This window comes from Paenibacillus sp. FSL H8-0048 (assembly GCF_038002825.1).
Lineage (GTDB): Bacteria > Bacillota > Bacilli > Paenibacillales > Paenibacillaceae > Paenibacillus_AQ.
Genome location: NZ_JBBODF010000001.1, coordinates 4039679 through 4060763, shown reverse-complemented (window position 1 = coordinate 4060763; position 21085 = coordinate 4039679). Strand labels below are relative to the sequence as shown.

15 protein-coding genes, 1 tRNA gene and 2 riboswitches are annotated in these 21085 nt (G+C 52.5%); of the genes, 10 read left to right on the top strand and 6 right to left on the bottom strand.

All coding sequences use genetic code 11. The annotated features are described in order from the left end of the window. Nucleotides 1–245: 245 nt before the first annotated feature. Nucleotides 246–1526 (bottom strand): serine--tRNA ligase, encoded by a 1281-nt coding sequence (gene serS / locus NSU18_RS17210; RefSeq protein ID WP_341149628.1) that lies wholly within the window; start codon nucleotides 1524–1526, stop codon nucleotides 246–248. A gap of 406 nt (nucleotides 1527–1932) precedes the next feature. On the opposite strand from serS, the gene ssuE reads away from it, so the two are divergent. Beyond that, complete coding sequence (gene ssuE / locus NSU18_RS17205; protein ID WP_341014913.1) at nucleotides 1933–2502, top strand: NADPH-dependent FMN reductase; 570 nt, start codon at nucleotides 1933–1935, stop codon at nucleotides 2500–2502. Nucleotides 2503–2591: 89 nt separating this feature from the next. Here the strand turns inward: ssuE and nrdG are convergent, their stop codons facing one another. Together nrdG and NSU18_RS17195 are read right to left on the bottom strand one after the other, a co-directional pair. Beyond that, complete coding sequence (gene nrdG / locus NSU18_RS17200) at nucleotides 2592–3119, bottom strand: anaerobic ribonucleoside-triphosphate reductase activating protein (protein WP_341149627.1); 528 nt, start codon at nucleotides 3117–3119, stop codon at nucleotides 2592–2594. Then, nucleotides 3116–5101, bottom strand: coding sequence for an anaerobic ribonucleoside triphosphate reductase (locus NSU18_RS17195; protein ID WP_341149626.1), 1986 nt, complete (start codon nucleotides 5099–5101; stop codon nucleotides 3116–3118). Before NSU18_RS17195 ends, nrdG begins: the two co-directional genes overlap by 4 nt. A 308-nt stretch (nucleotides 5102–5409) precedes the next feature. Continuing rightward, a riboswitch (cobalamin riboswitch) is annotated at nucleotides 5410–5640 on the bottom strand. A gap of 341 nt (nucleotides 5641–5981) precedes the next feature. Here NSU18_RS17195 and NSU18_RS17190 point away from each other — a divergent pair. The 3 genes from NSU18_RS17190 to NSU18_RS17180 all read left to right on the top strand — a co-directional run bounded on the left by NSU18_RS17190 (nucleotide 5982) and on the right by NSU18_RS17180 (nucleotide 7278). After that, nucleotides 5982–6290 carry an MTH1187 family thiamine-binding protein gene (locus NSU18_RS17190; protein WP_341014908.1) on the top strand — a complete coding sequence of 103 codons (309 nt, stop codon included), beginning with the start codon at nucleotides 5982–5984 and terminating at the stop codon, nucleotides 6288–6290. Nucleotides 6291–6338: 48 nt separating this feature from the next. Then, nucleotides 6339–7118 carry a sugar phosphate isomerase/epimerase family protein gene (locus NSU18_RS17185; protein WP_341014906.1) on the top strand — a complete coding sequence of 260 codons (780 nt, stop codon included), beginning with the start codon at nucleotides 6339–6341 and terminating at the stop codon, nucleotides 7116–7118. 88 nt (nucleotides 7119–7206) lie between these two features. After that, nucleotides 7207–7278, top strand: a tRNA-Thr gene (locus tag NSU18_RS17180). 188 nt (nucleotides 7279–7466) lie between these two features. Here NSU18_RS17180 and NSU18_RS17175 read toward each other — a convergent pair. Further along, the gene (locus tag NSU18_RS17175) at nucleotides 7467–8180 is read right to left on the bottom strand and encodes a hypothetical protein (RefSeq protein WP_341014904.1); all 714 of its coding nucleotides are present in this window, start codon (nucleotides 8178–8180) and stop codon (nucleotides 7467–7469) included. A gap of 537 nt (nucleotides 8181–8717) precedes the next feature. Continuing rightward, nucleotides 8718–10277, bottom strand: coding sequence for an IS1182 family transposase (locus tag NSU18_RS17170; RefSeq protein WP_341149625.1), 1560 nt, complete (start codon nucleotides 10275–10277; stop codon nucleotides 8718–8720). A gap of 514 nt (nucleotides 10278–10791) precedes the next feature. Between NSU18_RS17170 and NSU18_RS17165 the strand changes: the two genes are divergently transcribed. Beyond that, nucleotides 10792–11214, top strand: coding sequence for an ASCH domain-containing protein (locus NSU18_RS17165; protein ID WP_341014903.1), 423 nt, complete (start codon nucleotides 10792–10794; stop codon nucleotides 11212–11214). 376 nt (nucleotides 11215–11590) lie between these two features. Here NSU18_RS17165 and NSU18_RS17160 read toward each other — a convergent pair whose 3' ends face one another. Then, nucleotides 11591–11968, bottom strand: a complete 378-nt coding sequence (locus NSU18_RS17160; RefSeq protein WP_341014901.1) for a hypothetical protein — start codon at nucleotides 11966–11968, stop codon at nucleotides 11591–11593. A gap of 748 nt (nucleotides 11969–12716) precedes the next feature. Next, a riboswitch (cyclic di-GMP riboswitch) is annotated at nucleotides 12717–12809 on the top strand. An 81-nt stretch (nucleotides 12810–12890) separates the two neighbouring features. Here NSU18_RS17160 and NSU18_RS17155 point away from each other — a divergent pair. The 5 genes from NSU18_RS17155 (at nucleotide 12891) to NSU18_RS17135 (ending at nucleotide 21070) form a co-directional block, all read left to right on the top strand. Next, the gene (locus NSU18_RS17155; RefSeq protein ID WP_341149624.1) at nucleotides 12891–16034 is read left to right on the top strand and encodes a choice-of-anchor A family protein; all 3144 of its coding nucleotides are present in this window, start codon (nucleotides 12891–12893) and stop codon (nucleotides 16032–16034) included. 802 nt (nucleotides 16035–16836) lie between these two features. Beyond that, the gene (locus NSU18_RS17150; RefSeq protein ID WP_341018484.1) at nucleotides 16837–17802 is read left to right on the top strand and encodes an alpha/beta hydrolase; all 966 of its coding nucleotides are present in this window, start codon (nucleotides 16837–16839) and stop codon (nucleotides 17800–17802) included. A 515-nt stretch (nucleotides 17803–18317) separates the two neighbouring features. Beyond that, a complete protein-coding gene (locus NSU18_RS17145; RefSeq protein ID WP_341149623.1) occupies nucleotides 18318–19832 on the top strand; it encodes an HD-GYP domain-containing protein in 1515 nt (504 codons plus the stop codon). Between the two features lie 301 nt (nucleotides 19833–20133). Next, nucleotides 20134–20523, top strand: coding sequence for a NusG domain II-containing protein (locus NSU18_RS17140; RefSeq protein ID WP_036700638.1), 390 nt, complete (start codon nucleotides 20134–20136; stop codon nucleotides 20521–20523). Further along, a complete protein-coding gene (locus NSU18_RS17135) occupies nucleotides 20507–21070 on the top strand; it encodes a Gx transporter family protein (RefSeq protein WP_209994599.1) in 564 nt (187 codons plus the stop codon). Before NSU18_RS17140 ends, NSU18_RS17135 begins: the two co-directional genes overlap by 17 nt. Nucleotides 21071–21085 lie beyond the last annotated feature (15 nt).

Sequence of the window (21085 nt, the reverse complement as noted above, 5' to 3'; positions counted from 1 at the left end):
TGGGCCTGTACGGGTCCGAGCGGGCTGGATGTATGTGGAAAACAGTATACAATGGGCTTGTATGGGGCCGAGCGGGTGAATGTAGGCGAAAAAACGATTACAATGTGTTGGCAGGAGGGTGCGTATGACGGGTGGAGCTCAAAAAAGGGCAAAAATCAGGAGCAGTATTACTCCTGATTTGGCTGAATACCCTAGGGCAGGGTACCCCCGAATGCCCCCAGAAGGGGGCGATGGGTAAGGGGAAGTCACTTGAGTTCAATCCGCTCCGCCCCGCCCATATAAGGCCGCAGCGCCTGCGGAATATAGATCGAACCGTCCTCCTGCTGGTGGTTCTCCAGCAGCGGAATCAGAATGCGGGGCGTGGCCACCGCTGTGTTGTTCAAGGTATGGCAGTATTGCAGCCGCCCGTCTTCATCACGGTAGCGGATGCCTGAGCGGCGGGCCTGGAAGTCGAGCAGATTGGAGGCCGAGTGGGTCTCCCCGTAAGCTTCTCTGCCCGGCATCCAGGTCTCGATGTCGTACTGCTTGTGGGTCTTCATCGCCATGTCTCCGCTACAGACGGCGACCACCCGGTAAGGCAGCTCCAGCAGCTGGAGAATATGCTCGGCATTGCCGAGAATCTCCTGGAGCATCTGCTCCGATTCTGCCGGATCATTCTTGCACATGATCACCTGCTCGATCTTCGAGAACTGGTGTACCCGGTACAGCCCGCGCACATCGCGGCCTGCCGAACCCACCTCGCGGCGGAAGCAGGCCGACATTCCGGCCAGCCGCAGCGGCTGGTCCAGCTCCAGAATCTCATCGCTGTACAGCGAGACCAGCGACACCTCCGAGGTCCCGGCCAGCCAGCGCTTCTCGCCAGTCAGCTCGTAGGTCTGATCCCGCCCACCGGGGAAGAACCCGGTCCGCTCCAGCGCCTCCGGGCGGACGATCACGGGCACGTCCATCGCGGTGAAGCCGCGCTGCATCAGCACATCCAGCGCCAGCCGCTGCACGGCAAGGTGCAGCAGCAGTCCGGCCCCCTTCAGCACATAGCTGCGGGGCCCGCCTGCCTTGACGCCGCGCGGAATGTCAATCATGTCGTGCAGCTCTCCGAGCTCGACATGGTCCCGCGTGCGGAACCCGAACACCGGCGGCGCGCCATGCCGCCGCAGCTCCACATTCGCGCGCTCATCCGGTCCGATCGGCGTATCCGCCGACACGGGATTCGGCGCGAGCAGCAGCAGCTCCCCGCAGCGGCGTTCTGCCTCCAGCAGCTCCGCCTCCAGCAGAGTCAGCTGGCCGTTGATCACCCGCACCTGCTCCTTGGCCAGCTCGCCACCCGAAACGTCGCCCCCGCGCAGCAGGCGCTCCACGTCCTTCGTCAGCGCGTTGCGCTCCGCCCGGCGTTGCTCGGTCTCCCGGCGGGCCACCCGCCGCCGGTCATCCCATTCCAGAAGTTCCTCCAGGGGGAACTTCAATCTTTTCCACTCGGCCGTCTTCCGTACAATGTCCTCATTCTCCCTGATCCAATTCATATCCAGCATCTGCATCCGCTCCTTAAGTGTGGGTAAAAAAACGCAAAAAACGCCCTCATCCATGGGACGAGGAGCGTCAGCTCGCGGTGCCACCCAGGTTGACCTCATTCACATCATGCAACTAAAATGTGCGGAATAAGGCCCTCTTTGGTCTTCGCGGTAACGGGCGAAACCCGGTAAACTTAGGGAACAGGAAGCTGCTCCGGTCGCAGACGCCTCGCGGTTGGATGCCGGTCGTTGGCCTGGTCGGGATATAGGTTTGCCGTTTATTATAACCAGAGCGGTAGCAGTTTGCAAGCAAATTGAGGTTTGACAATATTCCGTGTAGTCTGCTAGGATTATTACTAATTTAAAGTATTGATGCCCGGGAAAGTAACCCGGTTTATCCTATTATACGGACAAAAGAGGTGCGGAAATGGCCAAAATAGTCGTAATTAACGGAACACCCTCCCTGGTCTCACGGATCAATGCCGTGATTGAGTATGCAGAGAGTGCCCTGCGGGAGCGCGGGTATGAAGTGGAGCGGATCAATGTGGCAGAGCTTCCGGCGGAGGATCTGATTCACACGAAGTTCGAGAGCGAAGCGATCGTCAAGGCGAATGGTCTGGTGGCGGAGGCCGACGCGGTAATTGTAGTTAGTCCGGTGTATAAGGCCTCCTATACCGGAGTGCTGAAGACCTTCCTGGATCTGGTGCCGCAAAAAGGGCTGGCCGGTAAAATCGTCCTGCCGCTCTTCATGGGCGGAAGTCTCGCGCATCTGCTGGCGATAGACTATGCGCTGAAGCCGGTACTGTCCGTGCTTGGCGCCCGCTACATTCTTGGCGGCGTCTACGCCGTAGACTCCCAGGCGGTGCGTAACGACCAGGGCGTCGTTGAGCTGGCGGAAGAGCTGAAGCTGCGCCTGGACAGCGTGCTGGAAGAGCTGGCGGAAGAGACAGAGCATAAGGTGGGGCGCAAGGCAGGGCAATCAAGAGACGCAGAATAGCGGATGCTGGCGGTTCAATCTGTCCCGTTTCACAAAAAGGCACTAAACCACCCGCTTTCGGGCGTTTAGTGCCTTTTTACATTTAAATTTCATACCCCTTGAAAGCTCAGCTCCGGCTCCCACAGAACAACCGAATCTCCCGCCAGACTCGCCGGAATATCGATAATGCGCTGGTTGCTGCTTCCCCGGTAGGAGAGGGTAAGGTCTTTGAGCTCTTCGACGAACCGTCCGTCGATCACGACCTGGCACAAGGCCAGCAGCTTCCATTCCGCAGAGCCCGGCGAAGCCGTAAGCTCCTCGTACGTATAGCCGGTATAGATCCAGACCGGGAAGCCCGGCAGCTCGGTGCGCAGCTCGTGAATGAAGTCTACGGCCTCCTCAGCCGAGAAAAAAGGGTCCCCGCCCGCCAGCGTCAAGCCGTCCAGCAGCGGATTGCCTGCAATCTCCTCTATGATCTCGCGCCGCCGCTCCGGGGTGAAGACTTCCCCGAAGCTAAAGTTCCAGGTCTTCGGGTTGAAGCAGCCCGGGCAGCGGTGGCGGCAGCCGCTGATGAAGAGGACGGCCCGCAGGCCCTCGCCTTCATTAATCGACTCCGGGTAATATCCGCAGATGTTCATAGATGCTTAACACGGTCCCGGACTTCGGCTTGCTTGGCAGCATTGAAGCGGGTCTGATAGTCGCCGGTCAGATACCCGGTAACCCGGCGCAGACGGCGGATATGGGTGGTATCCTCATGGGCATTGCAGGTCGGGCAATTCGTGCCGATGACCCCTTCATAGCCGCAGCCGGAGCAGCGGTCAATCGGATGGTTAATGCTGAAGTAGCTGATATCCTGCTCCAGCGCGTATTTGATGATTTTGACGAAGGCTGACGGGTTGCTCCGGGCATTGCCGTTCAGCTCGACATAGGAGATCGCTCCGGCGTTGCAATATTCATGGAACGGAGCTTCCAGGCTGATCTTCTTGGCTGCGCTCAGTTCATGGTAGACCGGAATGTGGAACGAATTCGTATAGTATTCACGGTCGGTTACCCCAGGGATAGAGCCGAGCACCTTGCGGTCAATCTTCGTGAACTTGCCGGAGAGACCTTCAGCTGGTGTTGCGAACAAGGTGATGTTGAGATTAAGCTCCTCGCTCTTGCGGTCACAATATTCACGCATATGGCGGACGATGGCTACAGCCTTGGCATGGATCTCCATATCTTCGCCGTGGTGCTTGCCGTACATGGCTTTCATGCATTCTGCCATTCCAATGAAGCCCAGCGACAGACTGCCGTGCTTCAGCAGTTCGCCTACACTGTCATCGGGGGCAAGCTGCTCGCCGCCCTCCCAGACGCCTTCCCGCATCATGAAATCGGAGGCTTTGGCCTTCTGGGAAGCCTGGATGCGGAAGCGGTGCAGCAGACCGTCGAGCGCAATATCCATATAGTGATTGAGGTCGTCGAAGAACCCTTCTTCATCAGCAGCGAGGCGGCGGCCGGTTATCGTGCCGTGGGCCAGTCCAAGACGCACCAGGTTGAGTGTGTTGAAGGACAGGTTGCCTTTGCCGGAGCAGTGATTGCGTCCGAAGCGGTCTCCAAGCACACGGGTGCGGCAGCCCATCGTAGCGAACTCGGTATCCGGGTCAGCCGGATCATAATATTGCATGTTCAGCGGAGCGTCCAGGTTGGCGAAGTTCGGATACAATCTGCGCGCCGAGCACTCCGCTGCCTTCAGGAACAGCTCGTAGTTAGGATCACCCGGCTGCTGGTTGATGCCTTGCTTGCATTTGAAGATCTGAATCGGGAACACCGGCGTCTCCCCGCTGCCCAGTCCATTCATCGTGGCCGTCAGCAGCGAGCTGATCACAAGCTGCCCCTCCGGGGAGGTGCAGGTGCCGTAGTTGATGCTGGTAAAAGGAATCTGGCCGCCGGAGCGGCTGGACATCGTATTCAGGTTATGTACCATACTCTCTGCGGCTTGCAGGGTCTCGCTCTGCGTCTCCTTAAGGGCAAAACGGAAGGCGCGCGGATACTGCTCGGCCAGATCGCTGCGGCTCATCGTAATCTCCCCAAGCCCAGACACCTCTGCATTCTCCTCGAAATACTCCAGACCTTTGCGGAAGAGCTTGGAGAAGGATTTGGTGACATAAGGGGCCAGATCATAGTCCAGCTTGTTGGCGGATACGCCGCCGTATTGCGCATTCTGCTGCGACTGGAAAATAATCGCCACCAGCGACATCGCCGTCATAATCGAGTTGGGAGGCCGTACGCTGCCGTTGCCGGTATTGAAGCCTTCACGGAGAAGCCGTTCAAACGGAATAAAGATGCAGTTCGTGGTTCCAATGGCGTATTGATCAAGGTCATGTACATAGACGACATTATCCAGGGTAGCCTGTACCAGCTGTGGCGGCATGGTGAAGTTGCGGGCATACCATTTGGAGTACTCACTGCCGAACTTGCTCATTTTGCCGGAGAAGCTCTCCCCGTTCAGGTTGGCGTTCTCGCGCAGCAGATCCAGATCCCGGCTGTCGATAATATCCCGTCCCAGATGAATGACCTCTTCCAATAGAACCTCTTGTGCAGCTTGTCCTTCGTTATAACGTTTCTCCAGCAGCGTCATTATATAACTCTCTCCTCTCGGGTATTGTAAGCGTTAAAAAAGCACCCCCGGCCGGGAAGGCCGGAAATGCCCGAATGCAGGATGCAAAGCTCCGGAAAGCGGAAATTTGCCTGTGGTCTGGGTGGAACATACGAGCAGAAACGGGGCAATAGCTTACGCCAGTTCTTGTATATTCCGCAGAGCCGATACCTGAAGATAATCCGCGATCGTCCTCAGGTATCGGCAGCCTCTGGCCCGATTGACGGAAGGCTAACTCTGCAATAGCAGGCCGCATACGGGCACCTCCCCTGTTCCTCGCAGGAGTCTAAGCGGTGCCGCCGAAACAGGCAGGTCTCCTGGCTTCCGGCAACTCCTCCAGCGCCTTCCCGGGGGGCTTATTCCGCCCCTTAGTGGCAATTAGCCGGAGAATGCGGCCCTGGGTATCGCACCCTGGGAGCATCCGGTTACAGTGGCGGGACCGCAGCGGTTTTGCACCGCGCTTCCCTATTAAGTCTCACCTCTATTACTAGGGGTGAAACACCTGTTTCTACTATATTTTGTTGTTATCTATTAAAGCTACCGCAATATATTGTGTTTGTAAATGTTTTTTTGCAATCCCGCACGGGGAGCGGGTTCGGCGCTTTTACTCACAGCTGATCCACAGTTAGTCCACAGGTAATCCACAACTTTCCTCTAAATCTGCCTTGAATTTTTCATAAAATCTCCGAAAATACGCCACAAAGAATCCATAAATAGAGTGCGTCTAATCCTGGTAATCATTTTGACGGATATTAATAGAAAAGAGAGGGTGCAGGTGATTTGTGGCGAGCCTGGCGAAGCGTTACAATAAGGGAATAAGTAAGCGGCAGGCACACCAGATACTTTAGGGAGGGAAATAGCAATGGCAATTGGCGAAGTGACCGTTATTCCGATTGGGACAGGCAGCACCAGCCTTAGCAGCTATGTGGCCGAGATGCAGCGCGTGCTGGAGACGGTGGAGGGCATTACGTATGAGCTAACTTCTATGGGTACGATTATTGAGGGACCGGTGGGGCGGATTCTGGCTGCGGTAGAAGCGCTGCATGAGTCGCCGTTCACCGCCGGGGCGCAGAGAGTCTCCACCTCGCTCAAGATCGACGATCGGCGCGACAAGACCTCCACCAGCCGCAGCAAGCTGGAATCCGTAGAGCGCAAGCTTCAGGGGAAATAGAGTGAATATAGTATCCAACCAGAAATGATGATAAGGAGCGGATTCTTCATGGCAGAAGCAGCGCGGCAGATCGGAATTCAAATGTATACACTGCGTGACCAGACGGAGCGGGATTTCCTTGGCACACTGGGCAAGGTAGCAGAGATGGGATACCAGGTGGTGGAATTCGCCGGATATTTCGGCGTAGCTGCCGGGGTACTTCGTCGCAGGCTGGATGAACTGGGTCTTGCAGCGCCTTCGGCGCATGTGGGTCTGGACTTCAGCAGCCTGGAACAGATGGAGCGGGCATTGGCCAGGGAGATCGAGTACGCGGCGGAGCTGGGAATTCAATATATTATCACCCCGTCAGCGCCGCTTCCGCCCAGCCCTTCCATCGACGATGTAACGAGGTTAATTCCATTCTTTGAGAAGGCTTCCGCGATGGTCCGGGCAGCGGGAATGCAGTATGGCTACCACAATCATGATTATGAATTCGCTGAGGTTGACGGCAAGGCGGTCATTGATATCTGGCTGGAGCAGATTCCTGCGGAGCATATGCTGGCAGAGTTCGATCTGGGCTGGGTATACAGGGGCGGAGCCAACCCGGCTGATTATGTGTCACGGTATGCCGGACGTGTTCCGCTGGTCCATATTAAGGATTTTGGAGCCAACCAGGAGGAGACCGATCTTGGAAAGGGAGAGGTCGATTTTCAGAGCGTCTTCGAGATAGCGGAGCAGAGCGGAATTCTCTACTATATTGTGGAGCAAGAGGCCTACGAGGAATCCTCTCTTGCAAGCGCTAAGCTCGCGCTGGATTATTTCCGCAGGCTGGGGCTCATGCACGGCTGATGACACAGCTGCCAGCGGAAAAAGGGGTTGCGTTTTCCGCTGGAAGAGTTATAATATTTTTTGTTTGGCAGGCTAACAAAGCCTGTAGGCTGGTGTAGCTCAGGGGTAGAGCAACGCACTCGTAATGCGTAGGCCGGGGGTTCAATTCCCTTCACCAGCATATTTGTGAAGTTGATAGTGGCGCGGGTTCCTGGAGTTTTGGGAACCCGCTATTTTTCGTTGAATTGCTGATAGGGATTTCCTAGTAGTAACCTTGGTGCAGTCCAAGGTTTAGGCCTGGTACAAAAAAAATTACAGTATACATAAAATAAACCTGCCAGACAAAGGTCCGGCAGGTTTTGCTGTTATTTATTGACCAAAAGTGATGTTATAAGCTGCGTTTCTTACTGTGTATCTGTTATATCCGTCTGCACCTAAAGTGAATGAAAAGGCTCCAAGTGAAATCCCAAAAGCAGAACTTTTATGTGTAGAAAATACTACAGTTCCTGTTGTTGTGATTTTATTAGTAGGGAAGGTGTTAGTGTTTCCAGTTGGTTGCGATTGTTGATGTGGAGCCTCTAATGTGAAGTCTGCATTACCAGGCATTGGGGACCAGTATGTATCAGATACAGAATTGATTTGACCAAAAGATCCACTCTGCCAGCAGTTATATACTGTGTATAAGTCAGCTCCTGCAAAGTGTTGGCCGTTAACTCCTGGATCCGTGAATGTTCTGTAAGCAGTTCTGGTAGTATAGGTACCACTTGCCATGATAGACACTCCAGCCGGTTTCATGTGAGCTTCGATTTTTTCACCGATAGTCTCTACAATACGACCGGAATTCATGTCAACCACTTTAACAATAACTTCGCTAGGCGATTCAGATCTTTGGAAACTGTAAAGTGAAGGATCATAAGGGGTAGAAATTGTAGTAAGTTCATCAAGTTGTAGTGGGAATTCTTGTTGGACGGATTGAGCTACTCCTGTGGGAGCTGTTGCTGTATCAGCAGAGGCAACAGCTGTAGATGTGAGCAGTAAAGCAGCGGCTAAAGAAGTGGAAAGAATTTTCTTTAATTCTAACATATTAAGTATACCTCCATAAAATGAATTTTATTACAAATAAAATATTACCATTGGAAAATTATTCTTTAAGTGAGAAAAGTTATGGTATAAAATTAAATATAAAAACATAATAAGATATTAAAACTGTTTGAGGAGGAAAAGATTTGAATTCAAATGATTTAGTTCAACCAATTAATAATGTAGCGAATCAAGTTAGCAATCTAAATTCGACAATGGTATACACCAGCAACGAAACCGCAAAAAGTATAGATAAACTAATTTCATCATTAGCAATGACTAATATTCTTCTTGTTGTACTCGTTCTTTTTGTTATAATTCGTTCTATTGTAAAATGGAGACGTAAGTCATAATAACCATTTGATTTACGAAAATTTATAATTTCCTGGACACACAGTTGGGGTCCGGGCTTCTTTCCTTAAATGGATAATGAAAACATCTCAAGAAAAGGGGCTGTCCCAAAAGTAAATATTCTATAGGTGGAAACAAAACCTGCAACTTTTTCAAAGCTTACCAAGTAAAAAAAGGAGCGATTCTCCGTTATTGGAGGACCGCTTCTTTGCGTTTCTGGTCGTTCGCTGCTTGCTTCAGCAGGTTGTGGGCGAGCGAAAGCCAACCGACCTCCAGCGTCACTTTTTCCAAGCCGCGAAGCAGAAAGCGCCGGAAGCCCCGGTTATTCTTTAATTGTCCAAATACACTTTCCGGCTCCGTCATTCGACGTACGGCCAATAGATAGCCTTCCTCGCTTCGGAGGATTTCTTTCGCCTGTTTCTGGTATCTAAGCCGCTCCAAACTGACTGCGATTTCCCGGTTTCCGCTTCCCTTCGTGCAGTTTTCTTTTAGCGGACAACCTCCGCAGCTTTGACTTTGGTAGTGACGCTTCTTAATTTCGTATCCACTCTCTGTGGTTTCCTTGCTTTCTCGTTGGAAATACAGCGGGTGTCCAGCTAAACACGTCCAACGATCCTCGGATCCGTCGTAGGTCCAGTTCTCGATTTTTCCGACGTCGGCTTTCCAGGCTTTGCTCTTTTCTTTGTGGTAGGTGCTGTATTTCACGACGGCCTGTATCTCGCTCTTTTCCAGATAGGCGTAGTTTTCTTCACTTCCATAGCCGGCATCTGCAATGATCGTCTTTGGAAGTTTCCCGAGGAATTGCTTTGTTTTTTCCAGATGTGGTTCTAAACAGCGGGTGTCACCCGGTCTTTGATGGAGACTGTAGGCCAAAATAAACTGGTTTTCGGTCCCGATCTGTAGATTATAACCTGGCTTCAGTTGGCCATTTCGCATGTGATCTTCTTTCATCCGCATAAACGTTGCCTCTGGATCGGTCTTGCTGAAACTGTTACGGTCCCCAAGCAGCTTTTGATATTGTTCGTACTTCTGCAGTCGAGGGAGCAAATCCTTACGCAACTTCCGAACCGTCTTTTTTAGGGGCGTGTCTTTCGGTTTTTCGGCAAGCTGAGCTTCAAGCTTTTGTACGGCTTGTTCGAGTTTCTCACTGTCCATTTCTGAACCCGTGCGGAGTTCAGCCAGATCTTTGCCCTGGTTCTTTTGTTCTTCCTGCTCTTCCGCTACGTCAATGTCAGCGAATAGGGCCTGTACCTTATCTTGCAGTTTCGCTTTGTGTTTGCTGACCGCTTTGCTCCAGACAAAGGTGTAGCGATTGGCATTCGCCTCAATCTTAGTGCCGTCCACAAAATAATGCTCCAGAGACACGTATTTTTCGTTAGCCAGAAACTGAAGCACGGCGGTAAATACCGTTTCGAGGACATTTCTCATCCGCTGGGAACGGAAGCGATTCAGCGTGCGGAAGTCGGGTCGCTGCCGTCCGGCCAGCCACATGAAGGGAATGTTCTCCCGGACCGCTTTGGCGATTTGGCGAGACGAATAGATTCGCTGAGTGTATGCGTAGATGATGACTTTGGTAAGCATTTTAGGATGGTAGCTGTCACGGCCGCCGCCGGGATAGGCCGCGTCAAAAATGGCGTTGTCCAGCCGGTTGACGGCAGCATTCACGACGCGAACGAGGTGATTTTTCGGGATATCTTCTTCCAGATCCATTGGCAAGCAAAGTTGGTCCATGGTATATTGAATGTACAAAGAAACCTCTCCTTTGAAATGGTTGTGTGGTAACTCCATTTTAACAAAAGAGAGGTTTCTTTGTGTGATTTTAGAAAGATTTGAAGAACCTTTTCCCGCTTAAACAGCGGAGAGGACGGAACGATTGTGGAAAAGCGGCAGCGGTCGCCTTGGTCTCCGGATTTTCACCGTTAAGGGGAATGAAAAAAATCTGGAGAGCACAGCGATTGGAACAACGGTCCGTTCGCGCAGCGTTCACCCAAGTGCTCACGTTGATCCTACTACAAAATAAAGAGCTGTCCCAAGCAGCCACTTCATGGCTTTTGGGACAGCCCCTTTTCTTGATCTTCAAACAGTTCAATATCAATTCTTCTAACCTGGACATGATTATATTTGACACCTAGCTTATATGTGGTATCCTCATTGAATAATTTTCATTTTTAATACCCCGTACTCTTGATCTAATTTGTTACCTATATTTTATCTGTCTTCCTTCTTAACTATTATTCTATCACCAGAGGAGGCAAGCTACATTATGAAATGCCTGACCATTCGCCAGCCGTGGGCCACGTTAATTGCGCTGGGAGAAAAACAAATCGAAACCCGGACCTGGCGGACTGCCTACCGGGGAGAGTTAGCCATTCATGCCGGGATGCAGGTGAATAAGGCGATCTGCCGGACGGAGCCGTATCAGTCGTTGCTGGCCCGTCATGGCTACACTGCGGACAATCTGCCAACCGGCAGGATCATTGCGGTCAGCCGCATTGCGGATTGCTGTGAGGTGACGCCGGAGCTGGCGCAGCAAGGCTGGCCGGACGGCAATGAATATATATTCGGCAATTATGCCGAAGGAAGGTATGCCTGGAAGCTGGAGGAGGTTGTTCCGCTGGTACATCCCATCCCTGCCAAGGGACGTCTGGGGTTCTGGGAATATCCTGTGCTGGAAGAGGAAATGTGAATTTTCTGACGGCATTGTTGAAGAAATAATGCTCCGGATTGGCTGTCAGCTGGTATAATTGGGATATTCGGCGGGGAATCTTCCTATATAAGTATATAAGGATAGTTGTGCTCTGAGGCGGTCTACCGCTGGAGAGGGGCAGGAATGCCGGGAAGGAGCGTATGCATAATAGATGGGAAGCCTTCTAATTGCATGGCTTTGTATGCTTTGTTTGTTTCTTGCGTTCAGGGATCAGGTAAGCCGTAGAATCCTGTACCCGGTAGCTGTGGTGGTTATATGCGGCACGCTCGGGTATTGGACGTTGTTAATGTAACCGCATCCGGGTGATCATTTAATGCAGAAGTCTGCCGCTTGCGGCAGGCTTCTTTTGTTAACCTTACTTCGAACCGCCGCCCTGCTCCGTCTTCTCCATACCCAGATATCTCCGCATATGCAGAGTGGCCTGGGCGGCAATCACATCATCCAGCAGCAGCATCCGCTCGTGATAACCTCTGCAGACGAATCTGGCTTCAACGCCCGCCTCCAGCCGCTGCTGTTCATAGACCTTCAGACCACGGGCGCGCATCCCGGCACGAATCTCCCGCAGATCGGCAGAAGCGGCATGGACGGCCCTCTGGATCACCTCCAGATAAGGCGCGGGCGTGCGCAGCTCTGAGGATATAGCAGAAGCATCGCGCTCAAAGGCGGATAGTATAAGCGGCAGCAAAATATAGGATTTGACCAGCAGGTTATCCTGACTCTCTGCTCTATGCATCTCTCTCAACCCCTCGAAGAGAACGTATATTCGCATTGTAACTCATTTTTCAAAAAATAATCAATGGGTTTAATAAATTACTCAAATAATGTGATTTTTTTCGCAATAAAATAAAACGAATTATTATATATTAAAATTGAAATAATAAAGATTGAAAAATAAATCAGCTCAAAGGAGAATGGCAATGAGTCATGAAGGAAGTCTCCGCCGTGGTTTGGTATTCGGGATTATTCTAAGTGTTCCGCTCTGGGTATCGATGATTGGCTGGGTTCAGCTGTTCGGGTCTGCCTAGGCGACATTTTTATTCAAAATATATGAATTCTATTAGCAGGTGTCGTCCTTATGGGCGGCACTTTTTTTCAGTTGAGATGCCTATAAATAGGTAAAATTGCTTTGAACAGGAGCAGATGATGAGTGGAGCTGGGCTGAGGGTGATGAAATAGGACAAATGCATCAAATTTTAATAATATAAATTGATACAATTGTAGAGAGAAGAGATAAACGGCTACAGCCGATTCTCTGATTTCTCGACTTTTTTCGTCAGCAGATAAACAAGAGACTCGCCCGTTAAGCCTTATGGTACAAGGGTTCAATAAGAAATCATTGCGAAAATAATTTCAAAAAATATACTGGGAATGGATTGACAATAGGGTGGGGGAGCGGATAAACTAAAATTAGTACAAAAGTAACAAATGTCATAGACTCAACCATGAATTTACATAAGCGAATCTCAATTTCATACCGAAATCATGTACAAACGCAAACCGTATCGAAAGAACGGGACGCAAAGTCAGGAATCTACTGTCTCTAAAGTTGAGGCTAGGGTCGTCCGGCCGCCGTGAAGCTAACCCTTCGTGGCGGTCTTTTTGTTGTTATAGTCGCGTGACAGATTCATAGAATAGTAACTAGGAGGTGTGGACTATTGAAAAAAAGAGTACGTAAAACAGCCGCCATCATTATGGCGGGCCTATTGACTTTATCCAGTGCCTTTACATGGGGGACGGATGTTAGAGCAGCTTCAGGGGTGCCGTATACGCCAACACCGGTTTTAGGAGTTGCAGGGAATTTTAATGCTTTTATTTTCGGGGATTTTGTGCAAGGCAATGATCAGATTGAAGGCCGCCTGGCAGCGGCAGGGAACATTACCCTCACCGGAGGCTACGGAGTAGCCAGAGCATACAGGGATGCTGCTCCGACGGATGTACTTGTGGCCGGTAAGGATTTTGTACATTCGGGCAGCGGAGAGATCTATGGAAATGTGGTATTTGGGAATAGCTTTACAGCCAATGAGCCTAGTGTCAGCATTAAAGGCGGGAAGAAAAATGCCAGCCCGATTGATTTTGCAGCCGAGCAGCAGATGCTGATCTCCCGATCCACAGAGTATGGAGCCTTAGCCGGCACGAATGAGATTGGCGATAATCATTATGGGCAGCTTACAATCAATGCACCGGATGCCTTCAATGTCGTTCATCTGGATGCCGCTACTCTGGCAAAAACGAATTACATCCAATTCAATATTGCCCCGAACGCAACGTTGATTATTAATATTAGCGGGTCTACAGTCAATGTGCCAAGTTTTGCAATGAATAATGGCAGGGCCAGTCAAGTATTGTTCAACTTTTACGAGGCTTCTGAGGTGAATATCGAGTATACGTCCTTCTACGGGACGATTCTCGCACCCAGAGCGGATATTCATTATAAGGGAGCAGAGCTGTACGGGACCCTGATTGCAAAATCTTTTAGCGGCGGTGTTGAGATGCACCTTGGAATGTACGAGGGAGAGGGGCCGCCGCCGAGTCCGACGCCGACCGTAACGCCGACACCCACAGTGACACCAACGCCGACGGTAACGCCAACACCCACAGTGAAACCAACACCAACGGTAACGCCGACACCCACAGTGAAACCAACGCCGATGGTAACACCAACACCAACAGTGACACCAACACCAACGGTAACGCCAACACCCACAGTGACACCAACGGTAACGCCAACACCTACAGTAAAACCAACACCGACTCCAACTGTGAAGCCTACACCGACTATAAAACCTTCACCTACACCTCTGTGCACCCCAACTCCAAAGCCAACCGTGAAGCCGACGCCAACGCCGACCGTGAAGCCGACGCCAACGCCGACTGTGAAGCCGACGCCAACGCCGACTGTGAAGCCGACACCAACGCCGACTGTGAAGCCGACGCCAACACCAACAGTGAAGCCGACGCCAACGCCGACTGTGAAGCCGACACCAACGCCGACTGTGAAGCCGACGCCAACGCCGACCGTGAAGCCGACGCCAACACCGACAGTGAAGCCGACGCCAACGCCGACAGTGAAGCCGACGCCAACGCCGACAGTGAAGCCGACGCCAACGCCGACCGTGAAGCCGACACCAACGCCAACAGTGAAGCCGACACCAACGCCGACAGTGAAGCCGACGCCAACGCCAACGGCAGTGCCAACACCGACGCCAACGGCAGTGCCAACACCGACGCCAACAGCAGTACCGACACCGACGCCAACGGCAGTGCCAACACCGACGCCAACGGCAGTGCCAACACCGACGCCGACAGCAGTACCGACACCAACGCCAACGGCAGTACCAACACCGACGCCGACAGCAGTACCAACACCGACGCCGACAGCAGAGCCGACACCAACGCCAACGGCAGTGCCAACACCGACGCCAACGGCAGGACCGACACCAACGCCGACAGCAGTGTCAACACCGACACCAACGGCAGTACCGACACCGACACCAACGGCAGAGCCAACACCGACGCCAACGGCAGTGCCAACACCGACGCCAACGGCAGTACCAACACCAACGCCAACGGCAGTACCAACACCAACGCCAACGGCAGGACCGACACCAACGCCGACAGCAGAGCCGACACCAACGCCAACGGCAGTGCCAACACCGACGCCAACGGCAGTACCAACACCAACGCCAACGGCAGGACCGACACCGACACCAACGGCAGTACCGACACCGACACCAACGGCAGGACCGACACCGACGCCAACAGCAGAGCCGACACCAACGCCAACAGCAGAGCCGACACCGACGCCAACGGCAGTGCCAACACCAACGCCAACAGTAGAGCCGACACCGACACCAACGGCAGAGCCGACACCAACGCCAACAGCAGAGCCAACACCGACGCCAACAGCAGAGCCGACACCGACACCAACGGCAGAGCCAACACCGACGCCAACGGCAGAGCCGACACCAACGCCAACAGCAGAGCCAACACCGACAGCAACGCCAACAGCAGAGCCAACACCGACACCAACGGCAGTGCCAACACCAACGCCAACGGCAGAGCCAACACCAACGCCAACAGCAGAGCCGACACCGACACCAACGGCAGAGCCAACACCGACGCCAACAGCAGAGCCGACACCGACACCAACGGCAGAGCCAACACCGACGCCAACGGCAGAGCCGACACCAACGCCAACAGCAACGCCAACACCGACAGCAACGCCAACAGCAACACCGACAGCAACGCCAACAGCAACACCGACACCTACAGCAACGCCAACAGCAACACCGACAGCAACGCCAACAGCAACGCCAACAGCAACACCGACACCTACAGCAACGCCAACAGCAACACCGACACCGACAGCAACACCGACAGCAGATTCAACACCAGTAACAACGCCAGCGCCAACATCGCCGCCGTTCAGTTTCCCTCCAGTGCCTACGCCGACTCCGATTATCGGATTTATCGTGAGCAATGATGTGGCTGTGAATGATGATCCGCTACCGCTGGGACCTGTGGTTGCTCCAACAGCAACAACAGTACCGGCACCAACGCCGACACCTGCTGTTGCGGTTGAGCCAATAGCAGCAACACCGGCGCCAACGCCGTCAGCGGAACCGGCACCCGATGTAGTCCTTATTGATGATGAAGTTCCTCTAGGCGGTGTGCCTGTGGATGGAACCTTGCCGAAGACGGGCGAATCCAGTCCTGCCCCTTATTACTTTGCCGGTTTGGCACTCGCGGGTCTGGGCTTGATTCTTAGAAGAACCACCAGAAACAGCAAGCGTAAGTGAGTCGCCGGAACTGAGATGTATATAAACAAACGATGACCCGGTAATATGACAAGGGCTGCTTTCGGAGAAGACGTTCTCCTGGAGGCAGCTCTTTTTTCGTTGTTTAGGAGATTATGATTTACGTCCGATGAGGATAAATTGTGCATAAAGTTGGGGTAGATGTCTTGGAGCATCGGCAGGATGACTATATTCTGGATCAGTAATAGGAATGACTTCGCTAATTTCACCGAACACATGGACAGGCGTGTGGAACCGAATATGGTCGAAAAACCGATTACATTCGGTGCGGAGGAGGCGTGTGGAACCGAATATGGTCGAAAAACCGATTACATTCGGTGCGGAGGAGGCGTGTGGGCCGGATATGGTCGAATAACCGATTACATTCGGTGCGGAGGAGGCGTGTGGGCCGAATATGGTCGAAAAACCGATTACATTCAGTGAGGCAGAGGCGTGTGGAACCGAATGTGGTCGAAAAACCGATTACATTCGGTGAGGCAGAGGCGTGTGCGCCGAATGTGGTCGAAAAACCGATTACATTCGGTGCGACAGAGGCGTGTGGAACCGAATATGGTCGAAAACCCGATTACAATGGCGATACCGCAAGCCTTTTGTTCCTTTTGATACTTAAACAGCGGAGTGTGCTCCTAAGCGTCGCCGTATTTCATACTCCATCACAAAAAAACAGGGCGCCCCAGCTGTATTTTCAGTTGGCCTAACTCCCGTGCTATACTAGGCTCAAATTACACTAAGCAGTTCCCTGGCTAGGGAAGGGTTGCTTACTGAAGGAGGAACGTTGATGTGGATGATAACCCTGCTTGTGGTGCTGATCGTGGCGGCCGCAGGGGTGGGATATGCCGGCTTCTATTTTTATGGAGTAGCCATTAAGCGGGCCCCTAAGGAATTCCTGGCTAAGACCCCGGACCTTAAGATAGATCCGCCGCCGGTGGCTGGAGCCTCGTGGGGAGAAGGGGCGGAGTGGGTGTCCCGGCAGACCTTCCGTGAGGTGGAGCTGGTGTCTGAGGATGGGCTCAAGCTGCAAGGCTATTATCTGGCGTCAGAGCGTGCTGCCGGACGGACGGTCATTGTTGCCCACGGGTATTCCGGGAAGGCCAAGGATATGGGGGCGACGGCTAAAAACTATTATGAGAACCTGGGGTACAATGTGCTGCTGCCTGATGCCAGAGGACACGGGCGGAGCGAGGGGGATTATATCGGCTTTGGCTGGCCGGAGCGCCGGGATTATCTGAAATGGATCGGATTTGTCCTGCAGGAGAACGGTCCGGATGCACAAATCGTGCTGCATGGCGTATCTATGGGCGGAGCCACGGTGCTGATGACGTCCGGCGAGGAGCTTCCCCCGCAGGTTAAGGCGATTGTCGCAGATTGCGGCTATACCTCGGTTAAGGCGCAGCTGTCCTATCAGCTGAAGCGGATGTACCATCTGCCCAGCTTTCCGTTTGTGCCGGTTGCCAGTCTGGTGACCCGGATGAAGGCAGGTTATTCCTTTGGAGAGGCGTCTGCGCTGAAGCAGGTTCGCAAGGCCAGGGTGCCGATTCTGTTCATCCACGGGGATGCGGATAAGTTCGTGCCTTATGCGATGATGAATGAGCTGTATGAGGCCTGCCGGAGTCCGAGGGAGCAACTGGTGGTGCATGGAGCGGGGCATGGCCTATCCTATGATACGGATAAAAGCACATATATCCGCACAGTAGGCGAATTCGTAGAACGCTATGTACACAGCCCGGCTGCCGCTGAATCTGTAAAATAAAAGCCTCTAGAACGTAGACGCGCCCGATATCCGCAAACAGCGGTTATCGGGCGCTAATTATGTTCCACACATGGGACCTTTCCCTGAAGAACAGGGAAGCAGCAAACCATGCCTTATCGGTATATAAATCCCCCGCCGTTTGTGAGCGAAACGGGTGTCGTTATTCCTTGTTATTTCCAGCAGCCGTGTGGCGAGAGAAATCCTTCCAATACGACAAAAGCCCTACCTCTCTTTTGTCCTTGCGGCTCCGTGGCCGCGCCAGTGTGAATCGGAATGCTATGTTCGAATTTAGTCTCATAAAAAGGAAAAGTACTGCAAGAAAACGTAAGATATTGTGTCCAAACCGCCGATAATATAGAGAAGTGATTCATCGGCCTGACATCTTCTTGATGGGGATATACATACTCGAAAACAAATATTATTTAATTATAGCACGGGTATAATAAATATGCAACTGACATTGGGCTGCGGCCGGGATGGAAATGAGGGGACAGATGGAACTATACAGAATTTTTTTGAAGAAACAGATCCGGAACTATATCTTCGGTTCAACTGTAGCGGTACTAGCAGTCGGGAGTCTGCTTATGTTATCTTCCCTGGAGATCAGCCGGGTTGAATATTACCGGCTCCTGCTGGTGCTTCTTTGTTCCTTTGTGATTATGGCATCCCTAGAGATTACTGTCTTTCTCAGACAGATCAGACCTATACGGGCTGCGCTGGTTCAGAAGAATGCTGCGCTATCGATGCTGGAAGAAGCATATCTGCACACGCACCAGCTGCCCCAACGGGCCATTCAGCGAATCATGGGGCCGCATCTGCTCGGATTATCCGTTCCGGCTCTGCTGCTGACCTTCTGGATGATTCATGCCGGCTGGGTTACGTTCCCTTATTTCTATCTGATCCTGGCCATGTGCTGCGCTGTGCTTGTGGCCTGCATGCATTCCCTGATTGAATTCTTCCTGACCTGCACCTCCATTATTCCGCTGATCAAGGAGTTCAGGAACCGTGCGCTGGAGCAGTACGGTGTGGATTTTTCCCTGGAGGGCCATGTGTTTGTGCCGATACGCCCCAAATTCCTGGTGAGCTGTATGCTGATCGGCACCTTCCCGCTGTTCCTGTTTATTATGGCGACACATATCCGTATGAACGGTGAGGGGGATTCGATAGTCGTCGTCGGACTTCAGAGCTACTGGGCCTGGGCAGGGATGGTGCTGCTGATTGGCACGCTGTTCTCCTCCATTGCGGCCTGGCTGCTGACGAACAGTGTACAGCATCCGATCCATGAGCTGTATCAGGCGATGAACCAGGTGAAGGACGGCAATCTGGTCCAGGTGCAGGATGAGTACTCCGATGAGTTCTCGAAGCTGGTGGCAGGCTTTAACATGATGGTCCGCGGGCTGCAGGCACGGGAACAGCAGAGCCGCCAACTGCTGGACAGCTACTTCTCCACCCTTGCCGTGGCGCTGGATGCCCGCGATTCATATACGGCAGGACACTCGCTCCGTGTAGCGGAGTATTCGGTGATTATCGGCCAGCTGGCCGGCCTAAGGGGGCAGGAGCTGGATGATCTGCGCAAGTCAGCCCTGCTGCACGACATTGGTAAAATCGGTGTGAGAGACAGCATCCTGTTCAAGGAAGAAGCCCTAACGGATGAGGAATTCCTCCAGATTCAGAGCCATACAGTGCTGGGGGAAAATATTCTGCGGCAGATTGAACCGGCGGACAAAATGGCCCCCTTTCTCGGCGGCGTCCGCTCGCATCATGAGCGTTATGACGGCAACGGCTACCCGGATGGTCTTGCCGGTACGGATATTCCCCTGCATGGCCGGATCATTGCGGTAGCAGATGCTTATGATGCAATGACATCCAACCGGCCTTACCGGAAAGGGATGGACCATGAACGGGCGCTCGGCATTTTGGAGCAGGGCAGGGGCAGCCAATGGGACCCTGAATTCGCCGGATTATTCCTGGGGTACTTCGGCCGGAAGCCGGAAGCTCCTAAAGACCCTCATCCCGTCCAAGCCGGGTAATACTTTAAATGCTTGCACATCCTTATATTCCTTGAATATAAGAATTTATATGTTTCAACTGATAAACTGTCCTTCTATTTCTCGCTGAAACGGTACCATCCTTTAAAAGGACGGCAAAGCCGTTTCCACTTACCGAAGCGGATGCTATCCAGTTTATGGAGGTTCCGCTTCAGCTTTGCGTGCCTATTTTGTGAACTGACAGGGAATTGCGACAATTAACGACTACATTCATTGAAGGATTGAGGGCAGACCGTTATAATTATTAAGTCTGGATTTTAATTAAAAAATAAGGGAGATTTCTATGAAACGCGCAGATGTGCTGCTGATTTCTATCGTTCTGATTGCTGCGCTCGCTTTTCTCGTGCCAAGATGGCTGTCAAACGATGCTGATAAAGGTGGGCCAGGCAAAGAACTCAAGGCCAATATAACAGTAGATGGTAAGTTATTCAAAACGATAACCCTGACCAAAGAAGAGCAGACTATTGAGGTCCGCACCGAGCGGGGCTATAACATTCTGAAGGTGCATGATTACGGGGTTGAGATGTTTGATGCGGATTGTCCGGATAAGGTATGTCTGGGCTTCGGCTTCATCACACTGCCCAAGCAGACGATTGTCTGTCTTCCGCACCGGGTATTGGTTGAGATTGCAAGTGCGGCCGGGGAGGATGAAGTAGATGGCTATGTCCAGTAGTGAATCGGCTACAGCGCTGAAGCGGACCGTAATTATTGCTATATTCGCTGCCGTTGCTGTGGTGCTGAGTATTGTGGAGGCGCAGATCCCGCTGGCCGGTGTGGGGCTGATGCCCGGGGCGAAGCTGGGCTTCGCCAATATTATGATTTTGACCTGTATTTACTTTTTGCGCGGACGCGATGTTCTGGTGCTGGTGATCCTGAAGACGCTGCTGACCGCCTTCCTGCTCGGCACGCTGTCCAGCCTGTTGTTCAGCCTGTTCGGTTCCCTGTTCAGCTTCATTGTGATGTTCGCGCTGGTGAAGCTCGGCCGCAAGAAGTTCAGTGTGATCGGCATCAGTATTGCGGGCGGACTGGCTCATAATACAGGACAGCTTCTGGCAGCCTCGTTCGTATTTAATTCAACCAGTATTTTCTATTACCTGCCGGTTCTGCTGATTACCGGTATTATTACAGGCATTGCTGTCGGCTTCGCCGTCCGGTATGTGGTTGACTCGCTATCCAAAATATCCTTGTTTGAAGAGTTCCTGAACGGACCGGGTCACTAGCTGCGGAAGGATGAG

Bases quoted from the DNA above. Each gene is read 5' to 3' on its own strand.
- serS (WP_341149628.1), bottom strand. From the start codon at position 1,526: ATGCTGGATATGAATTGGATCAGGGAGAATGAGGACATTGTACGGAAG.
- ssuE (WP_341014913.1), top strand. From the start codon at position 1,933: ATGGCCAAAATAGTCGTAATTAACGGAACACCCTCCCTGGTCTCACGG.
- nrdG (WP_341149627.1), bottom strand. From the start codon at position 3,119: ATGAACATCTGCGGATATTACCCGGAGTCGATTAATGAAGGCGAGGGC.
- NSU18_RS17195 (WP_341149626.1), bottom strand. From the start codon at position 5,101: ATGACGCTGCTGGAGAAACGTTATAACGAAGGACAAGCTGCACAAGAG.
- NSU18_RS17190 (WP_341014908.1), top strand. From the start codon at position 5,982: ATGGCAATTGGCGAAGTGACCGTTATTCCGATTGGGACAGGCAGCACC.
- NSU18_RS17185 (WP_341014906.1), top strand. From the start codon at position 6,339: ATGGCAGAAGCAGCGCGGCAGATCGGAATTCAAATGTATACACTGCGT.
- NSU18_RS17175 (WP_341014904.1), bottom strand. From the start codon at position 8,180: ATGTTAGAATTAAAGAAAATTCTTTCCACTTCTTTAGCCGCTGCTTTA.
- NSU18_RS17165 (WP_341014903.1), top strand. From the start codon at position 10,792: ATGAAATGCCTGACCATTCGCCAGCCGTGGGCCACGTTAATTGCGCTG.
- NSU18_RS17160 (WP_341014901.1), bottom strand. From the start codon at position 11,968: ATGCATAGAGCAGAGAGTCAGGATAACCTGCTGGTCAAATCCTATATT.
- NSU18_RS17150 (WP_341018484.1), top strand. From the start codon at position 16,837: ATGATAACCCTGCTTGTGGTGCTGATCGTGGCGGCCGCAGGGGTGGGA.
- NSU18_RS17140 (WP_036700638.1), top strand. From the start codon at position 20,134: ATGAAACGCGCAGATGTGCTGCTGATTTCTATCGTTCTGATTGCTGCG.
- NSU18_RS17135 (WP_209994599.1), top strand. From the start codon at position 20,507: ATGGCTATGTCCAGTAGTGAATCGGCTACAGCGCTGAAGCGGACCGTA.